Genomic DNA, 26,908 nt, shown 5'->3' with positions numbered 1-26,908 from the left:
TATGAGAAGAAACATTGTCCACTCGGGTGCTGATGCACTCATTTATGAAATCCGCCAGATTGTCGCTCTTGCTAAACAAATAGAGGCAATGGGTGTCACCATCACTTGGGAAAATATTGGAGATCCCATCCAAAAGGGAGAATCTGTTCCTACTTGGATGAAAGACATTGTCAGTGGACTTGTGTCCCAAAATAAATCATGGGCCTATACGGCAACACAAGGGGACGAAACGACTCGTAAATTTTTAGCCTCCAAAGTGAATGAACGAGGTGGTGCACAAATCACATCTGAGGACATTTTATTTTTTAACGGTCTTGGGGATGCTGTTGCAAAAATTTTTGGATTTATGAGAAGGGAAGCAAGGATTCTAGGTCCTTCCCCCGCCTACTCTACGTTATCATCTGCCGAAGCTGCTCACTCAGGATACGAACACTTAACTTATGAATTAAATCCTAATAATGATTGGATGCCTGATTTAGAGGACATTGAAAATAAAGTAAAATACAATGATTCCATTGCGGGAATTTTACTCATCAATCCTGACAATCCAACGGGAGCAGTGTATCCCAAGGAAGTCATGCGGGAGATTGTTAAAATCTGCGAAAAGTATGATATTATATTAATCTGCGATGAAACTTATGCCCATGTAAATTATTCAGAATGGGGAAGTATTCATTTATCTGAAGTCATTGGAGATAAAGTTTGTGGGTTTGCACTCAGATCCATTTCTAAAGAATTTCCTTGGCCAGGAGCTCGTTGCGGTTGGTTAGAAGTTTTTAATCGAAAAAACGATCCAACGTTTGAAAGATATATCAAATCATTGTTAGATGCAAAAATGTTGGAAGTATGTTCAACAACTTTACCGCAACTTTCGATTCCACTTGTATATTCCCATCCCGAATTCTTAAATCATTTAAAATTCAGAAATCAGAAGTTCAAAAAGAGAGCCGAGAAAGCAACGAACATTCTGACAGGGATTCCAGGTGTAAAAGTCATTCAACCTAAGGGTGCGTTTTATCTCACAGTTCTTTTTGAAGATGGGGCATTGAAACCACATATGACACTCCCCATAGATAATACAAAGGTTCGAGATTTTGTTTCTCCATTAATGGAAAAAGCTGCATTAGACCGCAGATTTGTATTACATCTGTTAGCTTCTGCGGGAATTTGTGTGGTTCCACTCAGTTCCTTTTGTTGTAATCGGAATGGATTTCGAGTCACATTGTTAGAAGAAGATGAGGCAAAATTTGAATGGATTTATAATACTCTCGCAGAAAACATCAGGAAGTATTTAGCATCCTAAATGAATTCTCGCGGTAGATATAAAATAGGAATTTTTGATTCAGGCCTTGGAGGACTTTCTGTACTTCGAACACTCTGGAAAGAAACTTCCCATATTGATTATATCTACTTTGGTGATTTAGTAAATTCTCCTTACGGTCAAAAATCTAAAGCAGAAGTATTGGAACTTTCGAAAAATGCTTTTGAATATTTATTAGAAAAAGATTGTGATGCCATTTTGTTTGCATGTAATACAGCAACATCGGCGGCAGCTGATTTTTTACGTGCCAAACATTCCATTCCTATCTTTGGAATGGAACCTGCGTTAAAACCTGCCGTAAATCAAAACCCTGGTGTTAAAATTGCCGTTTTTGCTACAGAGCTCACGTTAAAAGAAGATAAATTTAAAACTTTAGTTTCTGGATTTCCAATTGGCACAGAGATTCTTCCCGTTGCCTGTGAAGGTTTGGCAAAACTTATAGATAAAGATCTATGGGAAGAGGCTTGGGAATTGTTTGATTCAAAAATTAAAACTGTGATCAAAGATTGTAACGTTTTTGTATTGGGTTGTACTCACTATGTTTTTCTAAAGGAAAGGATTCTTTATAATTATCCTTTAGTAAAAGTATATGATGGAAATTTGGGCACAACTTTACATATAAAAAGAGTTTTGAATTTACCTGACTTTCCAGAGAATAAAAACCAATTAGATATTTTGTTAAACACTTCGGATTCTGATTATGTACATTTGGCTGGAAGAATTGCCAAAACAATAACACCTAACCATACTCTTTCCCTTATTAATACTACTACAGGAAAACTCCATGTCTGATTCAAACAAAGTTACATATAAAGAAGCAGGTGTTGATACCGAAAAAGGACAAGAGTTTGTAAAACGAATCAAAACTAACGTCGCATCCACCCATAATAAAAATGTTTTAGGTGGGTTGGGTGGTTTTGCAGCATGTTATGATGTTAGTTTTTTAAAGTCTTACCAAGAGCCAATTTTACTTTCTGGAACTGATGGAGTTGGCACCAAATTACAAATTGCAAGGCTACTTGATATTCACAACACTGTGGGAATAGACTTAGTAGCAATGTGTGTGAATGATATTCTTGTGAATGGCGGGAAACCCTTGTTCTTCCAAGATTACATTGCCTGTGGTAAACTCTATTTGCCAAGAATGGAAGCTATTGTTTCCGGAATCGTTAACGGTTGTAAGTTGGCAGATTGTTCACTTGTAGGTGGGGAAACTGCGGAACATCCAGGGGTAATGCCAGATGATGAATATGATTTAGCAGGTTTTGTTGTTGGTGTAGTAGAAAAACAAAAAATGATCGATGGGCGCACCATTAAACCTGGTGATTCTATTATCGGGCTTGGTTCTTCAGGTCCGCATAGCAACGGTTTTTCGCTCATTAGGAGATTGTTGTTAAAGGATGGTAAGTTGCCAACAAGCTCTGCGGAATTGGATTTTTTAAGAGATCATGTCTTTAAACCAACGAAAATTTATGTTAAAACAATTTTATCTTTAATTGAAAAGTTTTCTATCAAAGGAATGGTTCATATAACAGGTGGTGGGTTCTATGAAAATATCCCCCGAGTTTTGCCAATAGGGATTGGAGCAGAGATTGATTTTATTCCAGAAAGTTATGTTTTTTCCAAATTAGAAAAAGACCATTCATTAGATCGACATGATATGTATGGTACGTTTAACATGGGGATTGGATATATCTTAGTTGTTGATCCGTCTCATGTTGAGATGGTCATGTCTGAACTAAAAACACTTGGTGAAAATGCGCATTTAATTGGTAAAACTGATTCTACTGGAAAAATTTCGATTAAGTAGTTAAGGGAAACCCAACTTTAAAAACAGTTCTTCCTTCTCTAGATTCGAAATCAACGTTTGCATTGTGACGATTTGCAATTTCTTTTACGAGATATAGTCCTAATCCCAAACCATCTCCTGTTGTTTTTGTTGAAAAAAATGGCATAAAGATTTTTGTATGGTTGTCTGTTGGTATCCCTGTCCCGGAGTCTTCAATCTCGACATAGACCGTATCTAACTTTTTAAAACTTCTAATTTGTATTGTTCCTTTCGAATCAACAGCCTGAATAGAATTCCATATTATTTGGCTCCAAAGTTGAACTAGGTCACCTTGAATACAGCGAATATTCCCACTATAGTCTAAATTAAGTATTAAATTGATATCTCTTAAAAAATGTTCCTTATAAAGAGAAATGGCAGAATGGATTGTATCGTTTAACGAATAATCTGTAAGTTCTAAATTGGATTGTAATCCAGCAAAGTTTTTTAATGTATAAGTAATTTTTGAAAGCCTCCTAACAGAATATAAAATGTGTTCGGAAGATTGTTTAACTAATAATAACTTTCTTAAAGTTTGAAAATTTTCTCTATTTTGAATTAACGATTTAATTTTATTTATCGAAGATGTTGATAAATTGCGTATGCCGGAATCAACAAGAAGTTCGGCAAGTTCTTCCGCAAATGTAAGCTCGTGTTTAATTAAGGTTTCTGTTAAAGATTTACGTGCTTGCCTGTTTGATAACCCAGTTAAAATACGAAGTCCATCCGTATCGGAATCTAGTATTGATTGCACTAATTCGTTGATTTGTGAGCTAGGGTCTCTTTGATTTCCTTCTTGCCATTCTGATACAAGTGTTTCCACCGAGGATTTAATCATTCCAATAGGATTATTGATTTCATGTGAAAGGCCAGAAACCAATTGTCCCAGTGAAACCATTTTCTCATTTTGAATTAACTTTTGTTGAGCTTCCCGTAATGCATAAAGAGCAGAGTTTAATTCGAAATTGCTAGATTGAAGTTCTTTGGTTCTCGCTTTTACTTTTTCTTCCAAAGATTTATTTAATTCTTTAAGTTCAATTTCTGCTGCTCGTTTTGAAGTTTGGTCTATCCCAATCCAAATAATCTTTGAAGGTTCGTTTTTATTGTCGCGGATAATCCCAAGTCTCCAATCTAAGAATAAAATTTGGTTAGAGTTGGTTACACATCTTAAAATCAGACTCTCTGCAATGTTTTGAATTTCGTTAACATCGTCCAAAACATCTTTTAAATACTCACGATCTTCTGGAAGAAGAATTACATCCTGAATGTATTTTCCGATTACATCATTTTTTTTAATTTGTAAAATGGTTAAAGCTGCAGAGTTTATGTTTTCAATCAATCCATGTGCATTCGTTAATAAAATTAAGTTTGCTGCATTATCAAAAACTGTATTATTAAGGTTTTTTTCTTGTAAGAGTGAAATTTCGGTTTTTTTGGATTTTGTAATATCAAGTGCAACTACATCAATACGTTTTTCAATTCCTAATATATCGAAAGAAACATTTACATAATGTTCTGTCCAAATTAACGATCCATTTGCATGGATCATACGAAGTATGATGGGTGAATGGCCCGCATACAAATCTGAAATTTTATATTGATCCTCAGGAATAACAATATCTTTGAAAAAATCTGGGTTTTCATAAAAAAAATTCAATCCATATCCAGTAATTTCTTCCATTTTTGGGCTTATATAAGATGTCCTTGGTTCTGGCAAAAATTCAATATTATAAATGATCGCAGGAAGTTGGTTATACATTATGAGAAGACGAACGTTTACATCTTTAATTGTTTTTTGTAATAACTCTAGTTCCTCTAAGGAAAGATTTAATTTTTTAGTTTGGACATTAAAGTTAAAAAGTATACATCCAACTCCAAATAAAAAAATAAAAAGTGTACTGATGATATAACCTAGAGGCCTATACCACTCTAAACCAAAAAGATATGGGAATGTGATTCTTTGGAATGCAATGATTAGACAAATTGCAAAGAAGAAAATTCGAAATGCTTGCGGAAAGGTTTTTAATTGGAATACGATGAGGCCAAATAAAACAAGGGCGCAAGCATTGAAAATCGCAGAAGGTAAGGCTGTCCAAAAGAAACTAATATCGATTAGGAGGAGGGAGCTAAATAATACATAAATAAATATTGAAATAAAATAGAGAAAAGATATTCTTATTTTCTTTGTAATAATTGGCGCAACTGCTGCAATTAAAAGATAGGATCCAAAGATTGCGAAACTTTCAGAAATGAAAAAAAATATTTTTTCACTACTTTCTCCAAATAGAAAAAGTGCAAAGTTTCTAAAAACAAGAACGGTTAGAAAAATGGCAGTGTAAACTAATTTTATCTCTGACTTTGAATGTTTTGAAAGGAAGTAAATGATAAATGCCATTGAAGTATTAAATACTACTGAGATGACAGTCACCGCAAAAATTACATTTACTTCAAAGGGAAGCATCTTTTTCGATTAGCTCCGTGACTTGGTTAATTAACTGTTCGTTGTTAAATGGCTTTATCATCCATGCGTCGGCACCATGCAATAAGGCATTGGATATAATTTCAGGTTTATCCTCAACGGAAAGAACAAGGAATTTGAAACCTTTGTCTTTTCTCACTTTCTTTGTTTCTTTAATTAGTTCTATCCCACTAATGCCAGGCATATTAAAATCGAAGATACCTAGCTGAATCGAAACATCAGAATTTAATATTTCTAATGCTTTTTCTCCATTACTACAAGTGTTAACTTTGTGACCCTGGCTAATTAAAGCTAACCTAACAATCTTTAGGACAGCCGGAGAGTCATCTACTACAAGAATTGAAGCCATTTTTCATTTAAACTAATTGAGAAATTAATTTGATCAGTGATTCGTTGGCAAAAGGTTTCACTAGCCATCCTACGGCTCCAGCGGCTTTACCTTTATTTTTCATTTCTTCGCTAGATTCAGTAGTTAACATTACGATTTTCATGGATTTCCCATTTTCAGTTTTTAAAGTTTTTTCCGTTAATTCAATCCCTGTCATTCCAGGCATATTAACATCAAAAATCCCTATGTCGAAACTTGAATTTTCAATCTTTTGAAGTGCTTCAGTTCCGTTAGTTGCCGCGGTTACTTCGTGACCTTCTGTTGTTAACACCAAGTTTAATATTTTTAATACAGCTGGTGCGTCGTCCACTGTGAGTATTTTTGCCATTTTAATTCTCCTCTTCTAGTAATGGAAATCGAATTGTTAAACATATATCATTTGTGTTTTCGTTTCTAAAGTTATTTTCTATATTATAAATTTGTACATTGGCTTGGTGTTGGTCCATAATTTTTTTGACCAGAGGTAATCCTAGTCCAAATCTAAATTGTTCAAATTTCGCATAACTATCATCTACTACAGATGAAATTCTAAAAAATGGTTCGAAAACGAAGGATTCGAATTTTTCTGGTATACCGTTTGTACCGTCATCATTTTGGTAAGCTGGGTTAATTACTTTTAATTCTAAGAAATTTTCTTTTTGAAAGAAAATTAAATAAATTATATCTTGTTCTTTAGAATATTTAATTGCATTCAATAATACTTCGCGAATAACATAAGAGAGTTTTGTTTCATCTAACCAAATTTTTTTTCCAGCGGCTGAAATTGGAATCTGGCTTAAATTGATTTTCTGAGCTTTGATACTGAGCGCTTCGCTTAAGTTTTTCAGTTCACTTTCTATAATGGGAAGAAGTTTTGTTGGAGATTCTTTTCTATTTACTTTTCCTTCATCGTCTATTATTGACTGTGAAATTGACATACTATCAAACATACTCTTGGCCGCTTCGTAGTTTTCCGAAAGTAAGTCCATTACTGGTTTGGGGATTGTGTAATTTTTTTCTTCTTGGTCTAATTTACTTTTGGAAATCAAAATACTAACTACACTCATTAATGTGCCAATTCCACTTCCTTGAAATAAGTTAATATTCATTTGGTGAATAATGTCTGCCGCAATGTTTTCGTTTTCTTTGTGAGAAATCGATTTTTTCCAATCGAAGATTTCAACCATCCGTTTGTACAAATTGTTTTCTGCATCGTTTAAAAATTGAGATTTCAGTTTGGTTGATAGGTATAAAAATGAACGATCCAATGTAAATTTAAGGAGGTCTGCATCAACTGGTGTTTGAATAAAATCATAAACTGAATGTCTTTTTAAAAGAGAAGCAGTTAGGTCCCATTGGGATGTATCGGTAATTAAAATAATTAAGGTTTGTGGAAAGTCTGTTGTTAACTCGGAAAGCTTTTTTGGGTCATTTTCGTTGATTAGATCATTAGCATGGAAAATTAAAAAATGAAATTTTCCTTGTTCTAAGGTTTTGGAGATTTCTTCAAATTGGTTTACTCTTTCAAAGGTGTAGCTAATTTCTTTTAGCAAGTCCGCAATTGGTTTAGTGTTTTTGCTTTCTAATAATAGACAATGCGGAATCATAATGATGCTATTTCCTTGATTTTTTCTATCATTTCTTCGAGCGGAACCTGGTAGGTAACCGCTCCTAATTCATAGGCTACCTTAGGCATTCCATAAACCACACATGACTCTTTGTTCTGACCTATAGTAAGGCAACCTTTGTTTTTGAGCTTTAATAGTCCAGTTGCACCATCACTGCCCATTCCGGTAAGTATGATTCCTATACATTCACAAGCTAAGTCTTGTTCTGCGGCTGATTCAAACAAAACATCCACTGAGGGTCGGTGCCCATTTTTTTTGTCAGTTTGAAAAATGCGAGTGTAGTGGTCATTGCCAAGTTTTTGAATTCCTAAATGGTAGTTTCCTGGGGCGATATAGACATTTCCTTTTTGTAAAATTTCTTTGTCTTTAGCTTCTTTAACATGAACCTTCAAATCAGAATTGAGTCTTTGTGCAAATAAAGCGGTGAAATTTTCTGGCATGTGTTGTGCTATGAGTATTGGTGGAAAAGTTTCATCTACCTCATCCAATAATTTTCGTAAAGCGGTGGTTCCACCTGTTGAAGAGCCTATCAATATAAATTTTCGTTTAAATGTTGGTTTTGATCTTTTGTAATTTGAATCAAATGAATTTGTTTTTTGGGAATTAGCCGATGGCGAAACATTGTAATTTAAACTTTCATATAGTTTTGAAATTAAGTCTTCTTTTGCTTCTACTAAACTTTCTTGTGTACCTATTGGTTTAGTTACATAATCAAATGCCCCAGCTTCTAAAGCTTCTAATGTAATTCCCGCTCCTTCAGTTGTGGAAGAACTAAACATAATGACTGGCATTGGGTATTGTGGTAGGAGTTTTTTAAGAAAAACAATGCCGTCCATACCCGGCATATGAACATCTAATGTCATTACCTCCGGCTGTTTTTCTATAATTAAATCCCTTGCCTCGTAGGGATTGTTAGCTTCTCCTATAACTTCCCAGTTTGGATCGGATTCAATCCAACGTTTGATCATACTTCGCACAGACTTTTGGTCATCCACAACGATGACAGTGTGTTTTTTCATATAGTAACCGAAGATAAATGTTGGCTAATTAATTTTCTCACATCCAAAATAAGACCTGCATGTCCATTCCCGAGAATTGTGCAACCAGCAAGGCCATTGATGTTTTTGAAAATAGGGGAAATAGGTTTAATCACAATGGATTGGTTCCCAAGGATTTCATCAAAAACAATACCCAATTGTTTTTCGTGTGATTCTGTAACGATCAAGTATTTTTCTTTAAGAGATCTTTGATTATTTAATTCTGAATCTTTTCCAAACAATAAGTTTATGTCTACTATTGAAATTTGATTCGTTCTGTACTGTATACTATGATTGTTATTATATAACTCGTTGATAGGTTCGTTAACCAGATACATAGATTCTTTCACATCAATTGAAGGTAAAATGAAATATGTATCAGATTTGCGAACCACTAACCCTTCAATAATAGCGAGTGTTAATGGCACTCGAATAAGAAATGTAGTTCCTTGGCCATAGATAGAAAATACATCTACAAATCCTTTGAGAGTTGTTACATTTTTTCTAACAACATCCAATCCAACTCCTCTTCCTGAAAGGTCAGTTACTTCTTTAGCTGTTGAAAATCCAGGGTGAAATAAAAACTCCCAAATTTCTTTATCTTCCAAAATTTCTGAATCAGAACGACTAAGTAGTCCTAGAGAAATTGCTTTATTCAATATCTTTTCTCGACTCAGACCTTTTCCATCATCTCGAACTTCAATCCAAACTTCTTTTCCAGACTGTGTTGCTGTTAGTTGAATTGTACCTTGCGGCTGTTTGCCGGCCTCTTTCCTTTCTTCGGGAGTTTCTAATCCATGATCAATGGCATTTCGTAAAATATGGACGAGGGGATCATACATTTCTTCGATGATGGATTTATCAATTTCTGTATCTTCGCCAGAAATAACCAGGTTTACCTGTTTCCCTGTTTTTTTTGCAGTATCTCTTACAAGGCGTTCCATACGAGAGAAGATTCCTGCAATAGGAACCATACGTAAGCTCAGTGTAATTTCTTGAAGGTTCCTAATTAATTTTTTTAATTGGAGGGCTGTCTTTTGAAAGTTCTCCAGTTTCAGTTTTGTGATATCGGGATGATCCGTTACCATAGGTTCTGTGATCACAATTTCGCCGACGATGTCGAGGAGAGAATCTAGTTTATCTGTATCAATGCGGATGTCTTTTTTGATGATAGATTTTTTTTCTGTTTTGAGATTCTCTTCTGGTTTTTGAATTATATTTTTTTTAAAGATTACATCAGATTTAATGAATAAACCAAACTCTTCATTTGGTGTTGAAATTGAATCATCCGTAAATAATCCAAACTCCTCTTTGCCATCTGTTTCTGATTTTTCTATAAATAAACCAAACTCTTCTACTTTTTGGTTATTGTGACTTGTCGTATTTTGAAACAAACCAAATTCGGGTTCCGATTGGTTTGTCTTTGCTGTTTCTGTTGTTTGCGTTTGCCTTACACGAATCACTTCATTTTTTTCGTTTAATTTCTCTAAAAATTGAGTTTGTAAAACATTGAAAAAACCACCTCCTGTCGGAGAATTCTCTTCGTGTTCAACGAGTTCATTTAAATGGTCAAGGGCTGTGATTAAATATTCTAAGGTGTCTTCATCCTGCGCATCAGGATTGTTTCTTAAATAATCTAAAAGATTTTCTGCTGCATGGGCTATTTTCACAATTGCCGTTAATCCAAAGAAACCAGAACTTCCTTTGATGGTATGAAAATGTCGAAATAAAGTATCAAGAAGTTCACGATCTACTAGGCTGCCATCTAACGTTGATTTTTCGAAATGGAGTAGTTCCTTTTCGATACTTTCAAGAGTTTCTCTGGCTTCCAGTAAGTATTCTAATACATCATCTCTTTCCATGAAATTAATTTCCCGGAATGTCCTTAATTAAGACGGTTTCTTCTTCTGTGAGTAACCTTTGTAAGTTAATGAGAATTTTAACTGAATCACCAACTCTTCCCGTTGCATAAATAAATCTTGAAGATTTTGATTCGCCGATTTTCGGTGCTAAGTCTATATTTTCTGTTGGGATTCGTAAGACATCGTTTACTTTATCAACAATCAAACCAAGGGGAAGTCCATCTAGTTCTACAAGTAATACACAGGTTCTTTCGTGATAAGGTTTAAAAGACATATCAAAACGAAGACGAACATCCATAACTGGGATAATTTTACCTCGAATATTGATGACACCTTTTAAAAAAAGAGCCGTGCCTGGAATTGTAGTTATTGTAGGAAGGGCAAGTATCTCTGTTAGATGGCGGACTTCAAAAGCATAGTCCCTATCCTCCAAGCTAAAACAAAGATACAGATCCTTCATTGTATCTTCGTCTGCGTTCATGTCCCATGAATTTAAATTCTGGCTCATAATAGACCTATAAAATGATTCTTGGCCTTTCCACCCGAGTGAGGGCTGTCGATTTAGAAGTATCTTCCTTTAACTTAAAACTCATGATGATAGATCGCATAATTTCCACTTGGCGTTTCAAAGTTTCGCTGGAAGCAGCTACTTCTTCTGCCGATGCAGCTGTTGTTGATGTTACGGTCGTTACCTGGTCTATTCCTTGAGTGATTTGTAAAACTGCCGATTTTTGTTCGTGGATGGACAATGCTAATTCTTTTGTAAGATTACTTACATTTTCTGCGCTGTCAGAGATTTTACCAAGAACTTCTGCAGTTTTTTCGGTGGCTTCATTTCCAAGTTTTACTTTTTTCATCGAAGATTCGATCAGTAATGTTGTTTCGTCGGCCGCATTTGCACTTTTTTGAGCCAGATTTCTTACTTCTTCCGCAACCACTGCAAATCCTTTTCCATGTTGTCCTGCTCTTGCTGCTTCGACTGCTGCATTGAGTGCTAGGATGTTGGTTTGGAATGCAATATCGTTAATGACTTTGTTGATTTTTGAAATTTGATCAAAAGAGTAACTGATTTCTCCCATTGCTGAGACCAAATCCTTCATTTTGGTATTACCTTCTAATGCTTGTTTTGCGGTCGATTCTGAAAATTCTGTCATTCTTTCAGCATTTTCAGCATTGGAAAGAAAACTATTGCTGATTTCTGTGAGAGTAGCTGAAATTTCTTCTACCGCACTTGCTTGTTCGCTAGCTGCTTCCGAAAGCGAAGTGCTTGCATCAGCTAATTGTTGGGCACCTAAATCCACCTCTTGCGAAGTAAAAAATAATTTTTCCACAACATCGGATAAATTGATCAGCATTCTTCGTAAACTTAACCCCAATTGGTCACGTTCTGATTTAAGTGTGACATCGGCACTGAGATCTGAATTAGCGATTCTTTCTAAGTGTTCAGCACGTTCTTTGATAAAAGAAACAAGTTCCATAAAAGCTTGAGAGAGCTGTTGGATTTCATTGCCTTCTAAGTTTTTTGTATTCTGAGTTCTATGTTTTGTTTCTAAATTGACATCAAGATCTCCAATGGAAACTGTTTGTGCCACTTCTACAATTTTTTTCATAGGAGCAGCGATTGAGTCTGAAAAAAAGATAGCGATGACAAATACCAATATAAATGAAATGATCACTACGGTGGTGACTATCGCTAGAGAGCTTTCGAAATGTGCCTCAGATTTATGATATTCTTCTTTTGCCACTTTTAATTGCACTCGGATCAAATCATCTAAGTGATTGGTGAGTGGCTCAAAGATAGGATACATATCAACGGTAACAAACTTTTCTAATTCTGCTTCGTTTCGTGTTTCTAATAGGATGCGAAGTTGTTTGACGCCAGCTTTGAGTGGTGGAAATTCTTTTTCCATCTGATCAATGATCGCTTTTTCTTCAGGGACAAGATAGGTTCCTAAATATACCTTCCATATTTCATCTGCCTTTGTTTCGGATTCTCGAATGGATCCGAGAGCTTCCTCGACGGTGATCTTTTTGGCCCGGACTTTATTGGCTGAATCTACAATTCCAATCAGGTAAGCATCTGATACTTCTTTGATTTGGCTGATTGGCACAACACGATCTTCAAAGACTGTGTGAAGCGATGCTAAAATTTGACGTGCTGAATAAAAACTGGCACTTGCTACAACAATCATCAAAAGAATCGTTACCATAAAAGCCAAAAGTAATTTGACTCGAATTTTAAGATCATGAATCCATTTCATAGTTTTCCCCTAGAGGTGGACGGAATTCTAATTCATGAATTGGCTTAGTCAAGTCTTTCCTAATATTAAATTATAAAAAACAAAACAGTCAAAAAAGAACTAAAAAGTTTTAGAATAACCTAAGCTAACATAGAATAAATGAGCTGGGATTTTTTGTAAGGTATAGGCTTCTCTCAGCCAAGTTTTTGCAATTGCGTCAGCTAGGGAATTCCCAGTGTTTATCTGTTCGATGGTGTTTAAGATTGAGGTATTGTACGCACCATAAATCCGTGAAGGATTGGTTACCTTCCCATCTTCAGAACTTCGGTTCCAATTTGCTTTGTTTGGATCTCCTCCCGCATATCCATAGTAATTATTTGTATCCCAAAGGTAGAGATCGGGACGAAAGATATGTGATAGTTTGATAAAAAAGTCCCCAAAGAAAAAAGAAGTAGAGGTTGTAATATCTTGGATTCCGTTTCTATTATCAACGGCATTATTACTCATTGCATAACCTAAATTGAAATGAGGCATAATTCTAAAAAATTCTTCTTCTCGAAAAGTATAATAGGCACTTAACGAAAGATAATTTTTGCCTGCAAGCAGTCCCCCATTTTCGGTAGAGTATTGGGTGTAGTAGGAAAGGGTGGGTTTCACTATTTTTAGAAAAGGGAGTTTCCATTGTAAAAAATACTCATGCCAAACAAGTCTAGTGATGGCATCTGGATTATTCGCATTCTGTGTGTTATTTGGTCCACCGGAAACATACGGATTTTGTTTTTGTGTGTTTGGCGAAAGTAGTGAGCTGGGTGTTTTTTGAAATGTATTATAAAACCAAATTCCCACTGCGAAATCACCAAACTTGCTGGGATCAAAATGATAACTCATGGAAAAAAACATTCCATCGGATCTTTTATTTCCATTTGGTTCTTTTTTGGGACCATAACCGCCACTTGGGCTATAACCCATACACGGATCGGTTCCTTCCCCAGCGTTTGAGATTCTTTCTTGGACGGAACGAACACATGGATCTTGGCCATAAGGATCATAGAAAATTGTGTCTTCACCCAAGTACGAAGGACCAACACCACCTGGCTTGGATTGAAAAATTCTTTTATCAGAGTCTATATCGTTTCTATTTGTTAATTGAAAATTTCCAAATAGAGACCATTGGAATTTTTTTTCTGGCGACCAAACATTGATACTAGGTTGGAGAGCTGGGGCATAAGTAAAACTTTGGTATGTGGCACCATTCCTTCTGTTTTCAGCTTCCCCTGCAAAAGAATTTCCACGCCATAAAAAGTCAGAAACAATTTCTGTATTGGTTTCAATGAGGAGTGGTTTTGTATCGTTGGAAATAGGTTCCGAACTAAGAGGAAAAAAAACAGTACAAATCAAAAATAAAAAACTAAAGATTTTGATTTGCAAAAATAGTTTGGAATGTTTCACGAAACCTTCTTCCTCCTTCTTTTCGAATTGGATCATGTAATAAAGTTTCCGAAATTCCATTGGAAGTGAGAATTACCTTATATTCATTTTTGTATAAATAAACATGTGCATACTGTGCAAAGGCTTCTGCATAGGTATCATCTGCATTTGTGGCAGCATATAAAGATACAAACCCGGTATTGGTTAGTTTTTTATAGATGAGTTTTCCTTCTGGAAATAAAGAAAGAGTCGGGGCACTTTGGTAAAATTTAATTTTGTATCTTTCGGGAAAAAAAGTGGCTTCATAGGGTGAATAGGTTTCCGACCACCAGATTCCATCGTAGAGAGGAAATTTTCTAAAATCTCTTTGGGTTTCCGAAAAATCAGGTGCCTGTCCTTGGACAATTGATACAATATGACCTAATTCGTGTAAGATGATAAAACGTAGAGTTATTTGTTTGGAATTCGTATCATCTAAATGGACTCGAATAGAATGATCTTTGGAAGGTAAAAAAGCCGTAGCTTCTTTTTTTGTTGCCCAATCATTACTACCATCCATTAACAAATTGGAATCTAAGAAAATAATTCCTCCAATGGGTTTTCCTTCTTTATTTCTCACGATTCCCGTAAGTCCGGTAGAACCTAAATCGGTGACAAAATATATTCCGTACACAAGAGAGTTGGTAAGTGCATTCAATTCTTTTGGCATTAATTGGAAGATTTGGTTTAATTCTTTTTCCCAAGGGGATAAATCTTTGGTAGGTTTGGGAACATCTGTGATTTCGTCGATGGCATTGATCGCAATGAGTGTGTCCAATCGATTTGAATCCAAAGGATAAACTCTTGTATTCCAATTGCCATCTAAGGCAGGAAGGTTCTTTTCCTGTAAGCCGATATTATCCTTTGCCCAATCGGCGTAAGGATTTTCTGGAAGGGAAAACGATGTGGGTGTACAGACCCAAAAAAGGAAAAGAAAGAGGGATATGAGGTAAGGATTCGATCGCATTTGCCGATTGTATTTCTATATGAAAGGATTTGTTGGTCTATGCTTTTTTTTACCAGGAATCCTTTTCGCCGAAATCAACCCGTGGAATTTACGACCTGATGTTCGGATTTTAACTAGAAAAGAAGTGTCTCATATTGTGATGGAGAGAAGGCCTGACCATTACAGGGTGAATCTTATCGTATCTGAACGATTTCCCTACAATTATAAAGCCCTTTCTCACCCTTTTTTCTTCCGAATGGAAGATGAGAAAAAAGCATTCGAACTTGCGAATCAAATGGACAAGTATTTGGATTCCGGAAAAGCTTTCACCATCACCTTGAATGGATCTGAGATCCAAACTTTGGTATGGGGAGAACCCTGATTGACACGTTCCTTTTATTTATACTTTAAAGAAATCTTTCGAAAACCAACAAGATCAGAATGGGAAATTTTAAAGTTAGTAGAAGCCCGTTATGATAAAGAATATACTTATTATATTTTTATCACCCATCTCATTGTTTACTCTTTACTAATAGCCCCACCGTTTTCTGAAATTAAAATGCAAATTTTGCCTTATTTGCTTGGTGTAACAATTGCTAGGTTGGTCTTACTTTTGCAATTTTATACGAAGAGTATTCCCATCCAGCGAGTGATTTACTTTAGCGGATTTGTAGGTGATGGTTTAGTTTATATAGTTTTTATTTTGGGTATGCATTCCTTCCCATCCCTTGGGAGTTTTTATTTATTAAATGCGTATCTTATGTCATTTATTTTTCCCATTCTATTGTATAGCACAAGACTTGATCCCAAGGCATGTATTTTGAGTGCTTCTTATTTTTCTATATTACATATTATTTATATTTATAATTTACCTCCTTCTGTTTCCGATCAGTTTTCTTTTTTTAGTAAATACTTTTTGATTTTAGTGTATTGGGGCAGTGCCACTCTCGGAACCATTTTTGTTTTAAACAAACGAAAAGACACAACAGACATGTACAATCTTTCGGAAGAAAGAAGATTTATGTTACACGAATTGGAACTGGCAAAAAAAGTACAAGATGCACTCTTTCCTGGGAATATCAAAATTCCGAGTTTGGCTTTTACCTATTATCGAAAAAGTCCCAATGTCATTGGTGGTGACTTCTTTGATTTTGTACAACTTAGGGAAGGAAACGTTGGAGTTTTTTTAACGGATGTGGCGGGTCACGGGATTTCTTCTGCGATGGTTGCGTCCATCATGAAGGTTCTTGTTTCCACCATTCCTTATCGTTTTAAAACAGCGCCAGCCAAACTTATGGATTATTTAGATGATCGTTTGGCACATGACTTAAACAAATACCATGCCTCAGCCATTTATTTATTTTTTGATTTTATCGAAAAAAAATTAACCCTAGGAAATGCAGGCCATCCCTATTTAATTTTGGCGCACAAAGGGGAGGACTTTCAAGAGTTAGAAACGCAAGGTGCGATTCTAGGTTTCAATATTAAAATCCCGCCCATCGCGGAAAAAACAATGCCCATTGCCCCAGGAGATCGCTTTTTTATTTATACAGACGGGCTTATTGAATCAACAGATCCAGAAGGAAACTCTTTAGGAACAGAAGGCCTACTTGCCCTTCTCAATCGACATAGACAAAGTTCTAATATCAAAGAACTGGAACTAAGTTTACTCACAGAATTGAAAACCAACTACGGACTCGATAGTTTTTCTGATGACACTATGTTTCTTATATTAGAAGTAGAAGAATAAGGAGAAATCATTTGTCTTTTTTAGAGATTCAAATTAAATCCAATTTTGCTCTTGTTACCATCAAAAGGCCAGAAGCCCTGAATGCACTGAACGACGTAGTGATCACCCAAATTGGTGAAATGGTGGAAGAATTGGAATCCAATCCAGCAGTGCGAGGATTCATTCTTACCGGAGAAGGAAAAGCTTTTGTTGCCGGTGCAGACATTGCTAAAATGAAAGAGTTCAATGTCCGCGAAGGACAGGCATTTTCAGAGCTTGGACAAACTGTTTTTAGAAAAATGGAGTTATCAAATCTAATTTCTATCGCTGCCATCAATGGATTTTGTTTAGGTGGGGGAATGGAATTAGCTATGGCATGTGATATTCGTTATGCGGTAGCCTCGGCCAAGTTAGGTTTACCAGAAGTGACACTTGGTTTGTTACCTGGATTTGGTGGGTCCCAAAGACTTCCAAGACTCATTGGAGTGGGAAGAGCCACCGAACTGATTTTATCTGGGGATATGATTTCTGCCGATGAAGGATATAGGCTTGGCCTAATCAATAAGGTGGTCGACCCAGCCGAATTATTAAACGAATCGGAAAAAACTCTTTCTACCATTTTATCTCGTGGACCTAACGCAATCAAGGCGGCAAAAACTGCTATTCGCCAAGGTTTAGAAACCAATATGGAACGTGGATTGGAATGGGAAAAACAACTTTTTGGCGGAAGGTTTGCCGACGAAGAAACGAAAGAAGGTCTTTCGGCTTTCCTCGAAAAAAGGAAACCAAATTTCAAAGGTTAATCTATGAAAACACGGATAGGAATTCTACTCGTTTTACTTAGTTTTTCTGTTTGTAAACAAGCAGAATCCTATCCGTCGCAAACAAACACTCCCGAGGTTCTTTTTGGGAGTGTGGCTGATCGCGTTTTAAAATTAGAAATTGCCAACACTCCTTCAACAAGAGCGACAGGACTTATGTATCGCACAAAACTTGGGGAAGACGAAGGGATGTTATTTGTTTTTCCTCGTCCTGATTATTTAAGTTTTTGGATGAAGAACACTCTCATCCCTTTGTCGATTGGTTATTTTTCAGAAGATATGCGACTTTTAGAATCATTCGATATGAAACCCAACCAAACCGAAGAAGTATATAATGCAAGGAAACCGGCAATGTATGCTTTGGAAGTCAACCAAGGTTGGTTCGCCAAACATAAAATTGGAAAAGATGCAGTTCTTACTTTGGAAAGAAAGATCAGCGCCCGCGACTAAATTTTCTCTTTTTACTTGAATCTATTTCTGAGGTTCCTTACCATCCTTTAGCATGGTTGTCAATAATCCTCGTTTAATTACCCTCTTATCAGAAGAACAAAAAGCCGATCTGGCTTCGATGGAAAAACAATTTGCCCACCATTTGGAATATACCATTGGCAAAAACAGATTTAATCTTAAAAACGAAGATATCTACAAAGCACTGGGACATACCATCAGAGACTTTTTAATCGATCGATTGAATGTCACACATGAACGTTACAGGAATGAAAATCCAAAACGTGTGTTTTATTTTTCTTTAGAATTTTTAATGGGTCGCACTCTTATGAATGCTCTCATCAATCTTGGGTTATACGAAACAATCCAAGTGATGCTTCGAGGAATTGGTTTTGAACTCACGGATGTTTTAGAATTTGAAACCGATGCGGGACTTGGCAACGGTGGCCTTGGTAGGCTTGCTGCTTGTTTTTTAGATTCGATGGCCACTCTGAATGTCCCTGGATTTGGTTATGGAATTCGTTATGACTATGGAATTTTTAACCAAATCATCGCCAATGGAAGTCAATTGGAAATGCCCGACCACTGGGATGCGGATGGGGTTCCTTATGAAGTAGTGCGTTCCGATATTTCTTTTTCGGTTGGTTTTTTTGGTCATACAGAAACTAGGGTTTCAGGGAAAGGAAAAATCCAACACGATTGGGTTCCCGATGAAACGGTTCTAGCTTCTGCACATGATTATCCGATTCCAGGATTTAACACGAGTACGGTGAACTATTTAAGGCTTTGGGCTGCAAAATCTTCAGAAGAATTTAATTTAGATTATTTTAACCACGGCGATTATATGAAAGCCGTTCAAGACAAATCCATTTCCGAAAATATTTCCAAAGTATTGTATCCCAATGACACCACCGAACAAGGAAAGGTGCTAAGACTCAAACAACAATACTTTATGGTTTGTGCTTCTCTCCAAGATATTTTAATTCAGTATCGTGAATCAACACAAAATCTGAAAGAACTTCCTAACTATGTTGCCATCCAATTGAATGATACTCACCCAAGCATTGGGATTGCAGAACTAATGCGAATTTTTCTCGATAACGAAGAGATGGATTGGGAACCCGCATGGGAGATTGTCACGAAAGTTTTTTCTTATACTAACCATACGGTTTTGCCAGAAGCTTTGGAAACATGGCGAGTGGAACTTTTTGAAAAACTTTTGCCAAGGCATTTAGAGATCATTTATGAAATCAACCATAGGTTTCTATCTGAGGTTCGAAACAAAGGGATTTTATCGGATGAAGAAATCCAAAGAGTGAGTATCATTGAGGAAGGAAAGGAAAAACGGATTCGTATGGCAAACTTAGCTGTCATTGGATCATATCGTGTGAATGGAGTTGCGGAGTTACATTCGGAACTTATTAAAAAAACTATTTTCCAAGCTTTTACGAAAGTATTCCCTGAAAAATTTAATAACAAAACTAATGGAATTACTCCTCGTCGATGGTTACTACAATCAAATCCAAGTTTGGCGAACCTGATTTCTAAACGAATCGGAAATGATTTTACAACCGATTTATACAATTTAAAAAAATTGGAATCCTTTGTGGATGATCTCGATTTCCAAAATGATTGGAGAGTTGTCAAACAAACTGCTAAAGACGAATTGGCCAAACTCATCAAAAGCGAAACAGGAATTACCATCGATTCGAAATCGTTAATCGATGTTCAAATCAAACGTTTCCACGAATACAAACGCCAACTTCTTAATATTTTACGTGTGATTGCATTGTATAGACGAATCAAAGAAAATCCTACACGAGAATTAACGCCAAGAACCGTGATCTTTGGTGGGAAGGCGGCACCTGGTTATTATATGGCCAAACTCATCATCAAACTCATAAACAATGTGGCTTGGGTCATCAACCGAGATCCTGATGTGGCTGACCGACTGAAAGTGGTTTTTTTACCCAACTACCGTGTGAGCCTTGCCGAAAAAATTATCCCTGGTAGTGATCTTTCGGAACAAATTTCCACAGCAGGAACCGAAGCCTCAGGAACCAGTAACATGAAATTTATGTTAAATGGTGCTTTGACTATCGGAACCTTGGACGGTGCTAATGTGGAAATTCTTGAAGAAGTGGGACAAGAAAATATTTATATCTTTGGTCTTCATACAGAAGAAGTTTTTCGTCTGAAAGAATCCGGATACCAACCTGCTGATTACATCCAAAAAAATGATGACCTCCACCGTGTGCTTCTCATGATTCGTGAGAATTTTTTCTCAATGGCTGAGCCGGGAATTTTTGGCCCCATTTATGATAGTTTGTATTATACAGACAATTATCTCCTTATGGCAGATTTTGATGCTTATGACCAGACCCAAAACCTAGTTGCGAGAGATTATTTGGACAAAACCACTTGGACCAAAAAATCCATTTTGAATGTGGCCAGGTCAGGTAAATTTTCTTCGGATAGAACCATCAGGGAGTATGCTAAGGAGATCTGGAAGGTCCCTCTCCTTGACACAGTTCCTCCAAAAACTATCTACAAATTGCCACAAAACTGAATCGACATAAAAGAACCAGAGTTGTATTGTTCCAAGGAAAGGGTCCCAAATGAGTAAAGGTTATATTATATGTGTCGATGATGAAGTATCGGTATTGGAGACGCTTGCGGAACAACTTCTGGCTCGATTTGGCGAATCCCATATCATCGAGACTGCCAGCAGTGCCGAAGAAGCACTTTCCCTCATCGATGAAATCATCAGTAGCAACGACATTGTTGAGTTGATTGTTTCTGACCAAGTGATGCCTGGAATGAAAGGGGATCGATTTTTGGAACAGGTGCACCACCGCCTTCCCGATGCGATCAAAATCCTTCTGACTGGTCAGGCAGGACTTGATTCCGCAATTTATGCTATCAACAACGGGGGACTCAGTCGGTATGTCGAAAAACCTTGGAACATTGACGAACTATCCAAAGACATCAAAGACTTACTGGATAAGTTCCGTCAAAATTTGGAGAACCAACATCTCATCCAAGCCCTCAATCGTCGCATCATCGAATTGGAATCCGGGCAGTAACAAAAAACAATTTCTCCTTCTTCTAATCCTATTTATTTCTCTTTCCTCTGTTTGGGGGAAGGAGAAAGAACTTAGTCCCGAACAAATCTCCAAAAAAAAAGAAGTACTTTCTAAAATGGTTCGTTATGGAACGAGCCAAGAAAGAAAACAAGCGTTATATGAACTAACTCGTTTTCCCAAAGAAACTGCTGGTGAACTTTATACACTAGTGGGAGAACAATTAAAAACAGAAAAAGATATGGGGATGAAAATCGTCCTCTTAAAAACTATTGGTGATTTAGATTTAAAAGAAAACAAAGATACTATCATTAGTTTGTTTGAAGATTCTAATGAAGATGTTGCCAAACAGGCAGTCACTTCTGCTAAAAAAATGAAATTAGCGGAAGCCACAAACCCCTTACTCGAAAAAGTAAAAAAAGAAGATTTCACAAAAAATTCCAATTCACTAAGTCTCTACATCAGTGCATTGGGGGAATTGCCAGAGGGAAAGGTAGCGGCTCCCTTCTTAGAAACAAAGTTTCGTGAAAAGTTTAATAATGCCGATATGCGAGGTCAAATCGCATTGTATTTTGGATCGGTTCTTTATGTTGATGCAGAGTCTGCCCTAATGGAAGTTGCGTTTGATGAAATCCAACCTACCACTTTGCGATGTTATTCGATGAATACATTAGGTAAGTTGAAATCGGAAACAGCAAAACCAAAGTTTTATGAACTACTTGATTCTTTAAAGAAAACGGCAGGTAAGTTGGATGCGAAAAAAGCACAATCCTTAAAGATTTATGCCATAGGTGCTCTCGTGACTATGGGTGACAAAGAAGTATTCCAAGAACTAAATGAATTTGCACGTGATGATGATAGTATGGTGCGACTTCGTGCCATTGAATTTATGGGAAATTTGAAAGATCCCAAAGCATTGGAATTATTAGAATATAAAAGGGACAGAGACCCAAGTCCGAAAGTACAAAAAGCAGCCAAAAAAGCCATCGACCAGATTAATGGGAAAGAAACAGTTCCCGATGAAGAAAAATCACCAGAGGAAAAACCGGAAGAAGAACCCAAATGAATTGGAAAGTTTTTACTTCTATTTTTATTTGCATATTGATTGTTTTAAAAACAAATCTGTATTCTGAAGATAATGGTCGTTATACGGGCCCTATTTCTCGTTCTGAAAAAAGAATTTTAGATGGAAAAGCTGAATTCCTAAAATCAGGAACTTTCCCGTTGGAATGGAAACTGTTTTTTAAGGGAAAACAAGGGGATTTTGTTGTTTTTTATGACCTAAACGGAGATGAAATCCACTACCGGTACAGACGTAATAAATTTGATTTGGATGCTGAAGTTTTTGTGAAGGATTTGTTTTCTGGAAATCCTTACCGAGTGAAAGGGGAATGGATCGGTTATTATTTTTATTCGGTAGATGAAAGGGGAAAACGTTCCTCTCTTCCAACACCAAAAAAACTCCCAGCCGAACCTAAAGAATTTGCCGACAGACAATCAGTTCCTATCTTTAAGTTAATCGAATACATCGAAGTCCGCACGGATGATCTTCTCTATTAAAGATCAATTTTATGTAATAACTGAAAGTTGATGAATAAAATAGGGTTGGGATCGTTTTCTTTTTCCGAATAACTTACGTTTAGTGAAATAAAGGAACTTACCCATTTGAGTTTGATGATTTCTTGTCTATCAGTTAAGTTAATATTAAAATCTGTCGCATAAGTCCAGTTTTCAAACCATGCCCTAGTTTTTGGTTGTCCTTCTCTAAAAATACCACTTAACTCAAGTAAGTTACTAGTTCCAAAAGGCATGGCTAGTTTTCCTTCCCATTGGCCTCCGTTTTCTCTGGATTCAAATCCAAAAGTCACTACCGCTTTTTCTTTTCTCCATTCATAAAATACAGCTCTTCCAATTTCATTCCAATGATAGTTCCCTGATTCATTGTATTCCCTATACCTATAAATTAGGTTTCCCCATTCACTTATGAAACATGGAAAAAATCCTGACCTTCCGTTTTCATACCTATGTCCTTCCTTAGAACCTAAAAACTCCGATCCAATCCAATGTTTGAAACTTATCTTTGAGTAACCTAAACTTTGCGGGATTTGTGGTCTGACTTCTTCTGGTGATACGATTCCATAAAGAAGTGGTGAGTCTCTATACACTGTGGCATCAAGGAAGAATTTGGACTCGGGTGATTCCGATTTTAAATAAACAAATCCAACAGATTCTTTTTTGTTGAATATTGATTCGGATTGGATTCTATGAGAACCCCATTCTTTATGATTCCAAGAATCATTGATGTACAAACTGGATTTGTTATCCCCTGGTGACCAAACACCAGAATAGGATTTGTTTGGAGATACAAAATAGACTCCAGGATAATAAGAAAATGCGTTTGCATGGTAAATTCCTAGTTCATATTCTTTGGCATCATTTAACAATCGATAACCTAAAAAATTGGAATAGGTAATGGGTTGGGGAAGGGGAGAACCCGTTCGTTCCAATTGCGAATAAAAATTCGGATCTTTGGCAAAGTAAAAATGAGGGATGGGTTTGTAACGGTTTCCCGAAGTGAATCGAAATGTTTGGTATGTAAGGTTGACTCCATAGGAAAATTCTTCATCCCGTTTTTCCAAAATCCAAATTTGACCTTTACCTTTGCCACCTAGAAAGACTGAGGAATGATTTTTTTCTTTTCGTGGTAGATACCTTACATCTAAATTCTGATAACTCAGTCCAAAAAATAATTCATCACTAGAATCGAATCCTTCTTTAGGTTTTGAAGTTTGTGTCTCTTTGGATTTTTGGTTTTTTTCTTCCTTTGTAGATTTTTCGTTTTTTCGATATGTCTTGTTGTAAGCTAATCTTTGTTTGTTGTCGTATAGTGTAATTTTTTGTTCTTTCCAAACCTTGGAAACAAGGGCTGCTTCCTTTCCTTTGAGCGATTTTTTCCATTCCAAAAATTTTTCAGGAGGTTGTTTGGACTTTTCTTTCCAGGCCGCAGCCAAATGGGGTGGAAACCCTGCTTTTAAAAGTTGGGGAACCGAAACCTGATCTGGTTTTTTTTCTACAGCAACCAAAGTCTGTACGAATAAGATCCATAAAATAACCCCAAATTTCTGCCAATCCACCAGGATTGAGGTTTAAAATTTCCATTTTTTGCCCTTAGTACGATTGCTTTTTTCTAAAAAAGGGACATATTCTAAACCTCCCATTAAAAAAAATCTTAGAGAGGGCGGGTTTTGTCCCAGGGGAATGCTAAATTACCTATAGAAACCGATAAAAACGCGAAAAAAATATTGACTTAACTTCTCAAATGTTAAGTAGTGTAAACAAGCGTTTAGTATATTATTGGTATTATTTTTAGTTTTTATGTCGTCTAAAATGATGACGGGGAGGAAAAACCTATGATCGTTCGATCCATCCAACAACCCGCTTACAACCGCCACAAAGACCAAGGCCTCACAGGGCAAGGTCCTAAAAAGGGATTTTCCCAAAACCAAACAGGGAAGACCTTTGAAGATTATTTGATGGAAGCCTTCCAAGGGGAAGTGGTCCAAAATGGAGAGTGGGTGTCCCCAGGTCTCTCTACTCTTGGCCAAAAGAACCTAAGGAAGATGTAAGACCAAAAACAGGCTTCTTGTTCTAGAACAGGAAGCGCCAGGCCGACAATCAAAGTATGGAGAAAGTATCCATACTTTGGGCTCTTGTTCGGCGAGATTATGCTTTGCAATATGCAGGTTCCTTTTTGGGGATCTCCTGGATGTTTCTGCAAAACCTAGTCCTTATTAGTTTGTACGCACTGGTTTTCCTTGTGCTGAACTTAAAAAACCCGTCCACACAAGAAGACTTCACCGCTTATCTTTTAACAGGGTTACTCTATTGGATTCCCATCCAGGAACTTTTGGTTCGTGGAACAGGCATTCTTACCGACAACCGAAGTTTACTCAAACGCTCTAGCCTAGGAATCGATTTATTTTTATGGATTCCTTATGTTCAATTTCTCATTCATAGCCTCGTCACATCCATCCCAGTGTTTTTGTATTTGGCTTATTCAGGAAAATTAAATCTTTCCGGAATTTTTTTGGGATACCTGATTCTTATTCTTTCAGGGCTTTATTTGATGTTACTTCTCCATTATCTTTCAAGGCTAAATATTTTATTAAAAGATATATCACCTTTGATACGTTTGGTGAGTCAGTTGGTGTTCTGGGGGATCCCTGTTTTATATTATCCCACTGGATATTTAAAAGAATGGAATCGTTTGAATCCGTTTACTATTCCTTTGGATATTTTTCGCACATCTGTGATACCAGGGTATACTCCACAATTTGATTGGATTCAAATTTTACCTTTTTTACTTTTTTTCTTTTTAGTGTATCTACTTTCAAAACGTAAGTTCCAATCGGTGATTTTGGATCATCTTTAATCTTTATGGCTTCAGTTGTATTAGAAAATCTATCGAAAGACTATCATGGATTTTCGAAACCTTGGAAAAGAATTTTAACAGGACTCAGTTTTGGTTACTTTGGAATTGATTCAAAATTTACCGCCTTACAATCGATCAATTTAAAAGTTGGCTCTGGAGAAATTCTTGGGATCGTTGGAAGGAATGGAGCAGGGAAATCAACTCTTCTTAAACTAATCACTGGAGTGATCCGTAAAGATAAGGGAAACCTAAATGTCAATGGATCGGTTCGGGCACTGCTTGAACTAAGTGTTGGTTTTAATCCCGAACTTTCTGGGGAAGAGAATGTTTATTATAATGGACTGGTTTGGGGATACAAACCATCTGAAATCAAAGAACTCACAGACTCTATTTTTGAATTCGCAGAGTTAACTGAATTTAGAAATTCACCCTTAAAAAATTATAGCTCAGGAATGGCGATGCGACTTGGCTTCAGTCTTGCTACTGCCAAACGCCCCGATATTCTAATCGTAGATGAAGCCTTGGCTGTGGGAGACGCGAGTTTCCAACAAAAATGCCTAAAACGAATCAAAGAGTTTTCCCAATCGGGATCTTGTATTTTAGTTGTGAGCCATGACCTCGGACTCATTTCTTATTTTTGTACAAGGGCCATTCTTTTAAATAAAGGACATTTGATATTTGATGGTAACCCAAAAGAAACCATCGAAGAATATATGCATGTGTTAGCCGGAACTGCCAATTCTAGCTCTGCCGAATTTTCTGAATCCATTCAGGACATTCACATTTCTTTAAAAAATTCCAAGGGGCTCGAGACACAGCACCATTTCCTAGGGGAAACGGCTGTTTTACGAATTGAATTTAAGGCTACAAAACCAATCACAGACGGAACCATTGGATTTCACATCGATAGCGAAAAAGGCATTCGCATTTTTGGAACCAACTCCCACCATTTAGGAAGGCAGGGTTTAGAAATTCGTGAATCCGAAAGATCGGTTGTCGAATTTCAATTTCCCATCCAGTTTAGCGATGGGAAATACAGTTTGGGAGTTTCTATCCACAAAGGAGAGTCCCATCTGGAAGGCAGTTATTTTTGGGCCGAATCCATTTTTGACTTCGAAGTCGAACGAGGCAAAATCGAAAAATTCGTAGGCCTTTGCCATTTACCCACCAAATTTACAATCCAAACTCTTCCCAAATCCGAGTAGAAAAACAGTTTCCTTC

25 protein-coding genes are annotated in these 26,908 nt (G+C 36.6%); 14 read left to right on the top strand and 11 right to left on the bottom strand.

Going from position 1 to position 26,908, the window contains the following annotated elements; all coding sequences use genetic code 11:
- Position 1 precedes the first annotated feature (1 nt).
- Genes EHQ31_RS00725 through purM form a run of 3 tightly spaced genes read left to right on the top strand, consistent with a single transcriptional unit; the run spans position 2 to position 3,131 of the window.
- Positions 2 to 1,303: a pyridoxal phosphate-dependent aminotransferase gene (locus EHQ31_RS00725; RefSeq protein WP_135570893.1), complete on the top strand. Its 1,302-nt coding sequence runs from the start codon at positions 2 to 4 to the stop codon at positions 1,301 to 1,303.
- A complete protein-coding gene (gene murI / locus EHQ31_RS00720; protein WP_135570892.1) occupies positions 1,304 to 2,113 on the top strand; it encodes a glutamate racemase in 810 nt (269 codons plus the stop codon).
- On the top strand, positions 2,106 to 3,131 hold the full coding sequence (gene purM, locus EHQ31_RS00715) for a phosphoribosylformylglycinamidine cyclo-ligase (protein ID WP_135570890.1): 1,026 nt from the start codon (positions 2,106 to 2,108) through the stop codon (positions 3,129 to 3,131). Before murI ends, purM begins: the two co-directional genes overlap by 8 nt.
- Here purM and EHQ31_RS00710 read toward each other — a convergent pair.
- The 10 genes from EHQ31_RS00710 to EHQ31_RS00665 all read right to left on the bottom strand — a co-directional run bounded on the left by EHQ31_RS00710 (position 3,124) and on the right by EHQ31_RS00665 (position 15,196).
- Positions 3,124 to 5,610 carry a PAS domain-containing sensor histidine kinase gene (locus EHQ31_RS00710; RefSeq protein WP_135570888.1) on the bottom strand — a complete coding sequence of 829 codons (2,487 nt, stop codon included), beginning with the start codon at positions 5,608 to 5,610 and terminating at the stop codon, positions 3,124 to 3,126. The genes purM and EHQ31_RS00710 overlap by 8 nt on opposite strands.
- Positions 5,597 to 5,977, bottom strand: a complete 381-nt coding sequence (locus tag EHQ31_RS00705; RefSeq protein WP_135570886.1) for a response regulator — start codon at positions 5,975 to 5,977, stop codon at positions 5,597 to 5,599. The genes EHQ31_RS00710 and EHQ31_RS00705 overlap by 14 nt, the downstream gene beginning before the upstream one ends.
- Positions 5,978 to 5,984: 7 nt before the next feature.
- On the bottom strand, positions 5,985 to 6,344 hold the full coding sequence (locus EHQ31_RS00700) for a response regulator (RefSeq protein WP_135570883.1): 360 nt from the start codon (positions 6,342 to 6,344) through the stop codon (positions 5,985 to 5,987).
- A gap of 1 nt (position 6,345) precedes the next feature.
- Entirely contained in the window at positions 6,346 to 7,602 is a 1,257-nt protein-coding gene (locus tag EHQ31_RS00695) for a sensor histidine kinase (protein ID WP_135570881.1), read from the bottom strand.
- Positions 7,599 to 8,642: a protein-glutamate methylesterase/protein-glutamine glutaminase gene (locus EHQ31_RS00690; protein WP_135570879.1), complete on the bottom strand. Its 1,044-nt coding sequence runs from the start codon at positions 8,640 to 8,642 to the stop codon at positions 7,599 to 7,601. Before EHQ31_RS00690 ends, EHQ31_RS00695 begins: the two co-directional genes overlap by 4 nt.
- Complete coding sequence (locus EHQ31_RS00685) at positions 8,639 to 10,522, bottom strand: chemotaxis protein CheA (protein ID WP_135570877.1); 1,884 nt, start codon at positions 10,520 to 10,522, stop codon at positions 8,639 to 8,641. Before EHQ31_RS00685 ends, EHQ31_RS00690 begins: the two co-directional genes overlap by 4 nt.
- A gap of 4 nt (positions 10,523 to 10,526) precedes the next feature.
- Entirely contained in the window at positions 10,527 to 11,030 is a 504-nt protein-coding gene (locus EHQ31_RS00680) for a chemotaxis protein CheW (protein WP_244247224.1), read from the bottom strand.
- Between the two features lie 7 nt (positions 11,031 to 11,037).
- A complete protein-coding gene (locus tag EHQ31_RS00675) occupies positions 11,038 to 12,783 on the bottom strand; it encodes a methyl-accepting chemotaxis protein (protein ID WP_135570875.1) in 1,746 nt (581 codons plus the stop codon).
- 99 nt (positions 12,784 to 12,882) lie between these two features.
- Positions 12,883 to 14,211 (bottom strand): hypothetical protein, encoded by a 1,329-nt coding sequence (locus tag EHQ31_RS00670; RefSeq protein ID WP_135570872.1) that lies wholly within the window; start codon positions 14,209 to 14,211, stop codon positions 12,883 to 12,885.
- Complete coding sequence (locus EHQ31_RS00665) at positions 14,171 to 15,196, bottom strand: hypothetical protein (protein ID WP_135570870.1); 1,026 nt, start codon at positions 15,194 to 15,196, stop codon at positions 14,171 to 14,173. Before EHQ31_RS00665 ends, EHQ31_RS00670 begins: the two co-directional genes overlap by 41 nt.
- A 19-nt stretch (positions 15,197 to 15,215) precedes the next feature.
- Between EHQ31_RS00665 and EHQ31_RS00660 the strand changes: the two genes are divergently transcribed.
- From EHQ31_RS00660 to EHQ31_RS00625, 8 genes are all read left to right on the top strand, one after another.
- On the top strand, positions 15,216 to 15,557 hold the full coding sequence (locus EHQ31_RS00660; RefSeq protein ID WP_135570869.1) for a hypothetical protein: 342 nt from the start codon (positions 15,216 to 15,218) through the stop codon (positions 15,555 to 15,557).
- Positions 15,558 to 16,925, top strand: coding sequence for a PP2C family protein-serine/threonine phosphatase (locus tag EHQ31_RS00655; protein WP_135570867.1), 1,368 nt, complete (start codon positions 15,558 to 15,560; stop codon positions 16,923 to 16,925).
- Positions 16,926 to 16,936: 11 nt separating this feature from the next.
- Positions 16,937 to 17,707 carry an enoyl-CoA hydratase-related protein gene (locus tag EHQ31_RS00650; protein ID WP_135570865.1) on the top strand — a complete coding sequence of 257 codons (771 nt, stop codon included), beginning with the start codon at positions 16,937 to 16,939 and terminating at the stop codon, positions 17,705 to 17,707.
- 3 nt (positions 17,708 to 17,710) lie between these two features.
- Positions 17,711 to 18,175, top strand: a complete 465-nt coding sequence (locus EHQ31_RS00645; protein ID WP_135570863.1) for a DUF192 domain-containing protein — start codon at positions 17,711 to 17,713, stop codon at positions 18,173 to 18,175.
- A gap of 52 nt (positions 18,176 to 18,227) precedes the next feature.
- Positions 18,228 to 20,741 carry a glycogen/starch/alpha-glucan phosphorylase gene (locus EHQ31_RS00640; RefSeq protein WP_135570861.1) on the top strand — a complete coding sequence of 838 codons (2,514 nt, stop codon included), beginning with the start codon at positions 18,228 to 18,230 and terminating at the stop codon, positions 20,739 to 20,741.
- A gap of 49 nt (positions 20,742 to 20,790) precedes the next feature.
- Positions 20,791 to 21,258, top strand: a complete 468-nt coding sequence (locus EHQ31_RS00635; RefSeq protein ID WP_100742232.1) for a response regulator — start codon at positions 20,791 to 20,793, stop codon at positions 21,256 to 21,258.
- A gap of 115 nt (positions 21,259 to 21,373) precedes the next feature.
- Positions 21,374 to 22,321 (top strand): HEAT repeat domain-containing protein, encoded by a 948-nt coding sequence (locus EHQ31_RS00630; protein ID WP_244247222.1) that lies wholly within the window; start codon positions 21,374 to 21,376, stop codon positions 22,319 to 22,321.
- Entirely contained in the window at positions 22,318 to 22,815 is a 498-nt protein-coding gene (locus EHQ31_RS00625) for an LIC_11959 family protein (RefSeq protein WP_135570859.1), read from the top strand. The genes EHQ31_RS00630 and EHQ31_RS00625 overlap by 4 nt, the downstream gene beginning before the upstream one ends.
- On the opposite strand, the gene EHQ31_RS00620 is transcribed toward EHQ31_RS00625, so the two are convergent.
- Entirely contained in the window at positions 22,812 to 24,389 is a 1,578-nt protein-coding gene (locus EHQ31_RS00620; protein WP_135570857.1) for a hypothetical protein, read from the bottom strand. The two genes, EHQ31_RS00625 and EHQ31_RS00620, sit on opposite strands and share 4 nt — an antisense overlap.
- A gap of 276 nt (positions 24,390 to 24,665) precedes the next feature.
- Here EHQ31_RS00620 and EHQ31_RS00615 point away from each other — a divergent pair, with 276 nt between their 5' ends.
- Genes EHQ31_RS00615 through EHQ31_RS00605 form a run of 3 tightly spaced genes read left to right on the top strand, consistent with a single transcriptional unit; the run spans position 24,666 to position 26,892 of the window.
- Complete coding sequence (locus tag EHQ31_RS00615) at positions 24,666 to 24,881, top strand: LIC12298 family protein (protein ID WP_135570855.1); 216 nt, start codon at positions 24,666 to 24,668, stop codon at positions 24,879 to 24,881.
- A gap of 56 nt (positions 24,882 to 24,937) precedes the next feature.
- Positions 24,938 to 25,687, top strand: a complete 750-nt coding sequence (locus EHQ31_RS00610) for an ABC transporter permease (RefSeq protein WP_135570853.1) — start codon at positions 24,938 to 24,940, stop codon at positions 25,685 to 25,687.
- A gap of 5 nt (positions 25,688 to 25,692) precedes the next feature.
- Positions 25,693 to 26,892, top strand: a complete 1,200-nt coding sequence (locus EHQ31_RS00605; RefSeq protein ID WP_135570851.1) for an ABC transporter ATP-binding protein — start codon at positions 25,693 to 25,695, stop codon at positions 26,890 to 26,892.
- Positions 26,893 to 26,908 lie beyond the last annotated feature (16 nt).

The organism is Leptospira montravelensis, from assembly GCF_004770045.1.
GTDB classification, from domain to species: Bacteria; Spirochaetota; Leptospiria; order Leptospirales; family Leptospiraceae; genus Leptospira_A; species Leptospira_A montravelensis.
The sequence above is the reverse complement of the archived record's forward strand: the minus strand, read 5'-3'. Positions and strand labels throughout refer to the sequence as shown.

Coding starts and splice junctions, on each gene's coding strand:
- EHQ31_RS00725 (WP_135570893.1), top strand. CDS start 2: ATGAGAAGAAACATTGTCCACTCGGGTGCTGATGCACTCATTTATGAA.
- murI (WP_135570892.1), top strand. CDS start 1,304: ATGAATTCTCGCGGTAGATATAAAATAGGAATTTTTGATTCAGGCCTT.
- purM (WP_135570890.1), top strand. CDS start 2,106: ATGTCTGATTCAAACAAAGTTACATATAAAGAAGCAGGTGTTGATACC.
- EHQ31_RS00710 (WP_135570888.1), bottom strand. CDS start 5,610: ATGCTTCCCTTTGAAGTAAATGTAATTTTTGCGGTGACTGTCATCTCA.
- EHQ31_RS00705 (WP_135570886.1), bottom strand. CDS start 5,977: ATGGCTTCAATTCTTGTAGTAGATGACTCTCCGGCTGTCCTAAAGATT.
- EHQ31_RS00700 (WP_135570883.1), bottom strand. CDS start 6,344: ATGGCAAAAATACTCACAGTGGACGACGCACCAGCTGTATTAAAAATA.
- EHQ31_RS00695 (WP_135570881.1), bottom strand. CDS start 7,602: ATGATTCCGCATTGTCTATTATTAGAAAGCAAAAACACTAAACCAATT.
- EHQ31_RS00690 (WP_135570879.1), bottom strand. CDS start 8,642: ATGAAAAAACACACTGTCATCGTTGTGGATGACCAAAAGTCTGTGCGA.
- EHQ31_RS00685 (WP_135570877.1), bottom strand. CDS start 10,522: ATGGAAAGAGATGATGTATTAGAATACTTACTGGAAGCCAGAGAAACT.
- EHQ31_RS00680 (WP_244247224.1), bottom strand. CDS start 11,030: ATGAGCCAGAATTTAAATTCATGGGACATGAACGCAGACGAAGATACA.
- EHQ31_RS00675 (WP_135570875.1), bottom strand. CDS start 12,783: ATGAAATGGATTCATGATCTTAAAATTCGAGTCAAATTACTTTTGGCT.
- EHQ31_RS00665 (WP_135570870.1), bottom strand. CDS start 15,196: ATGCGATCGAATCCTTACCTCATATCCCTCTTTCTTTTCCTTTTTTGG.
- EHQ31_RS00660 (WP_135570869.1), top strand. CDS start 15,216: ATGAAAGGATTTGTTGGTCTATGCTTTTTTTTACCAGGAATCCTTTTC.
- EHQ31_RS00645 (WP_135570863.1), top strand. CDS start 17,711: ATGAAAACACGGATAGGAATTCTACTCGTTTTACTTAGTTTTTCTGTT.
- EHQ31_RS00640 (WP_135570861.1), top strand. CDS start 18,228: ATGGTTGTCAATAATCCTCGTTTAATTACCCTCTTATCAGAAGAACAA.
- EHQ31_RS00635 (WP_100742232.1), top strand. CDS start 20,791: ATGAGTAAAGGTTATATTATATGTGTCGATGATGAAGTATCGGTATTG.
- EHQ31_RS00630 (WP_244247222.1), top strand. CDS start 21,374: ATGGTTCGTTATGGAACGAGCCAAGAAAGAAAACAAGCGTTATATGAA.
- EHQ31_RS00625 (WP_135570859.1), top strand. CDS start 22,318: ATGAATTGGAAAGTTTTTACTTCTATTTTTATTTGCATATTGATTGTT.
- EHQ31_RS00615 (WP_135570855.1), top strand. CDS start 24,666: ATGATCGTTCGATCCATCCAACAACCCGCTTACAACCGCCACAAAGAC.
- EHQ31_RS00610 (WP_135570853.1), top strand. CDS start 24,938: ATGGAGAAAGTATCCATACTTTGGGCTCTTGTTCGGCGAGATTATGCT.
- EHQ31_RS00605 (WP_135570851.1), top strand. CDS start 25,693: ATGGCTTCAGTTGTATTAGAAAATCTATCGAAAGACTATCATGGATTT.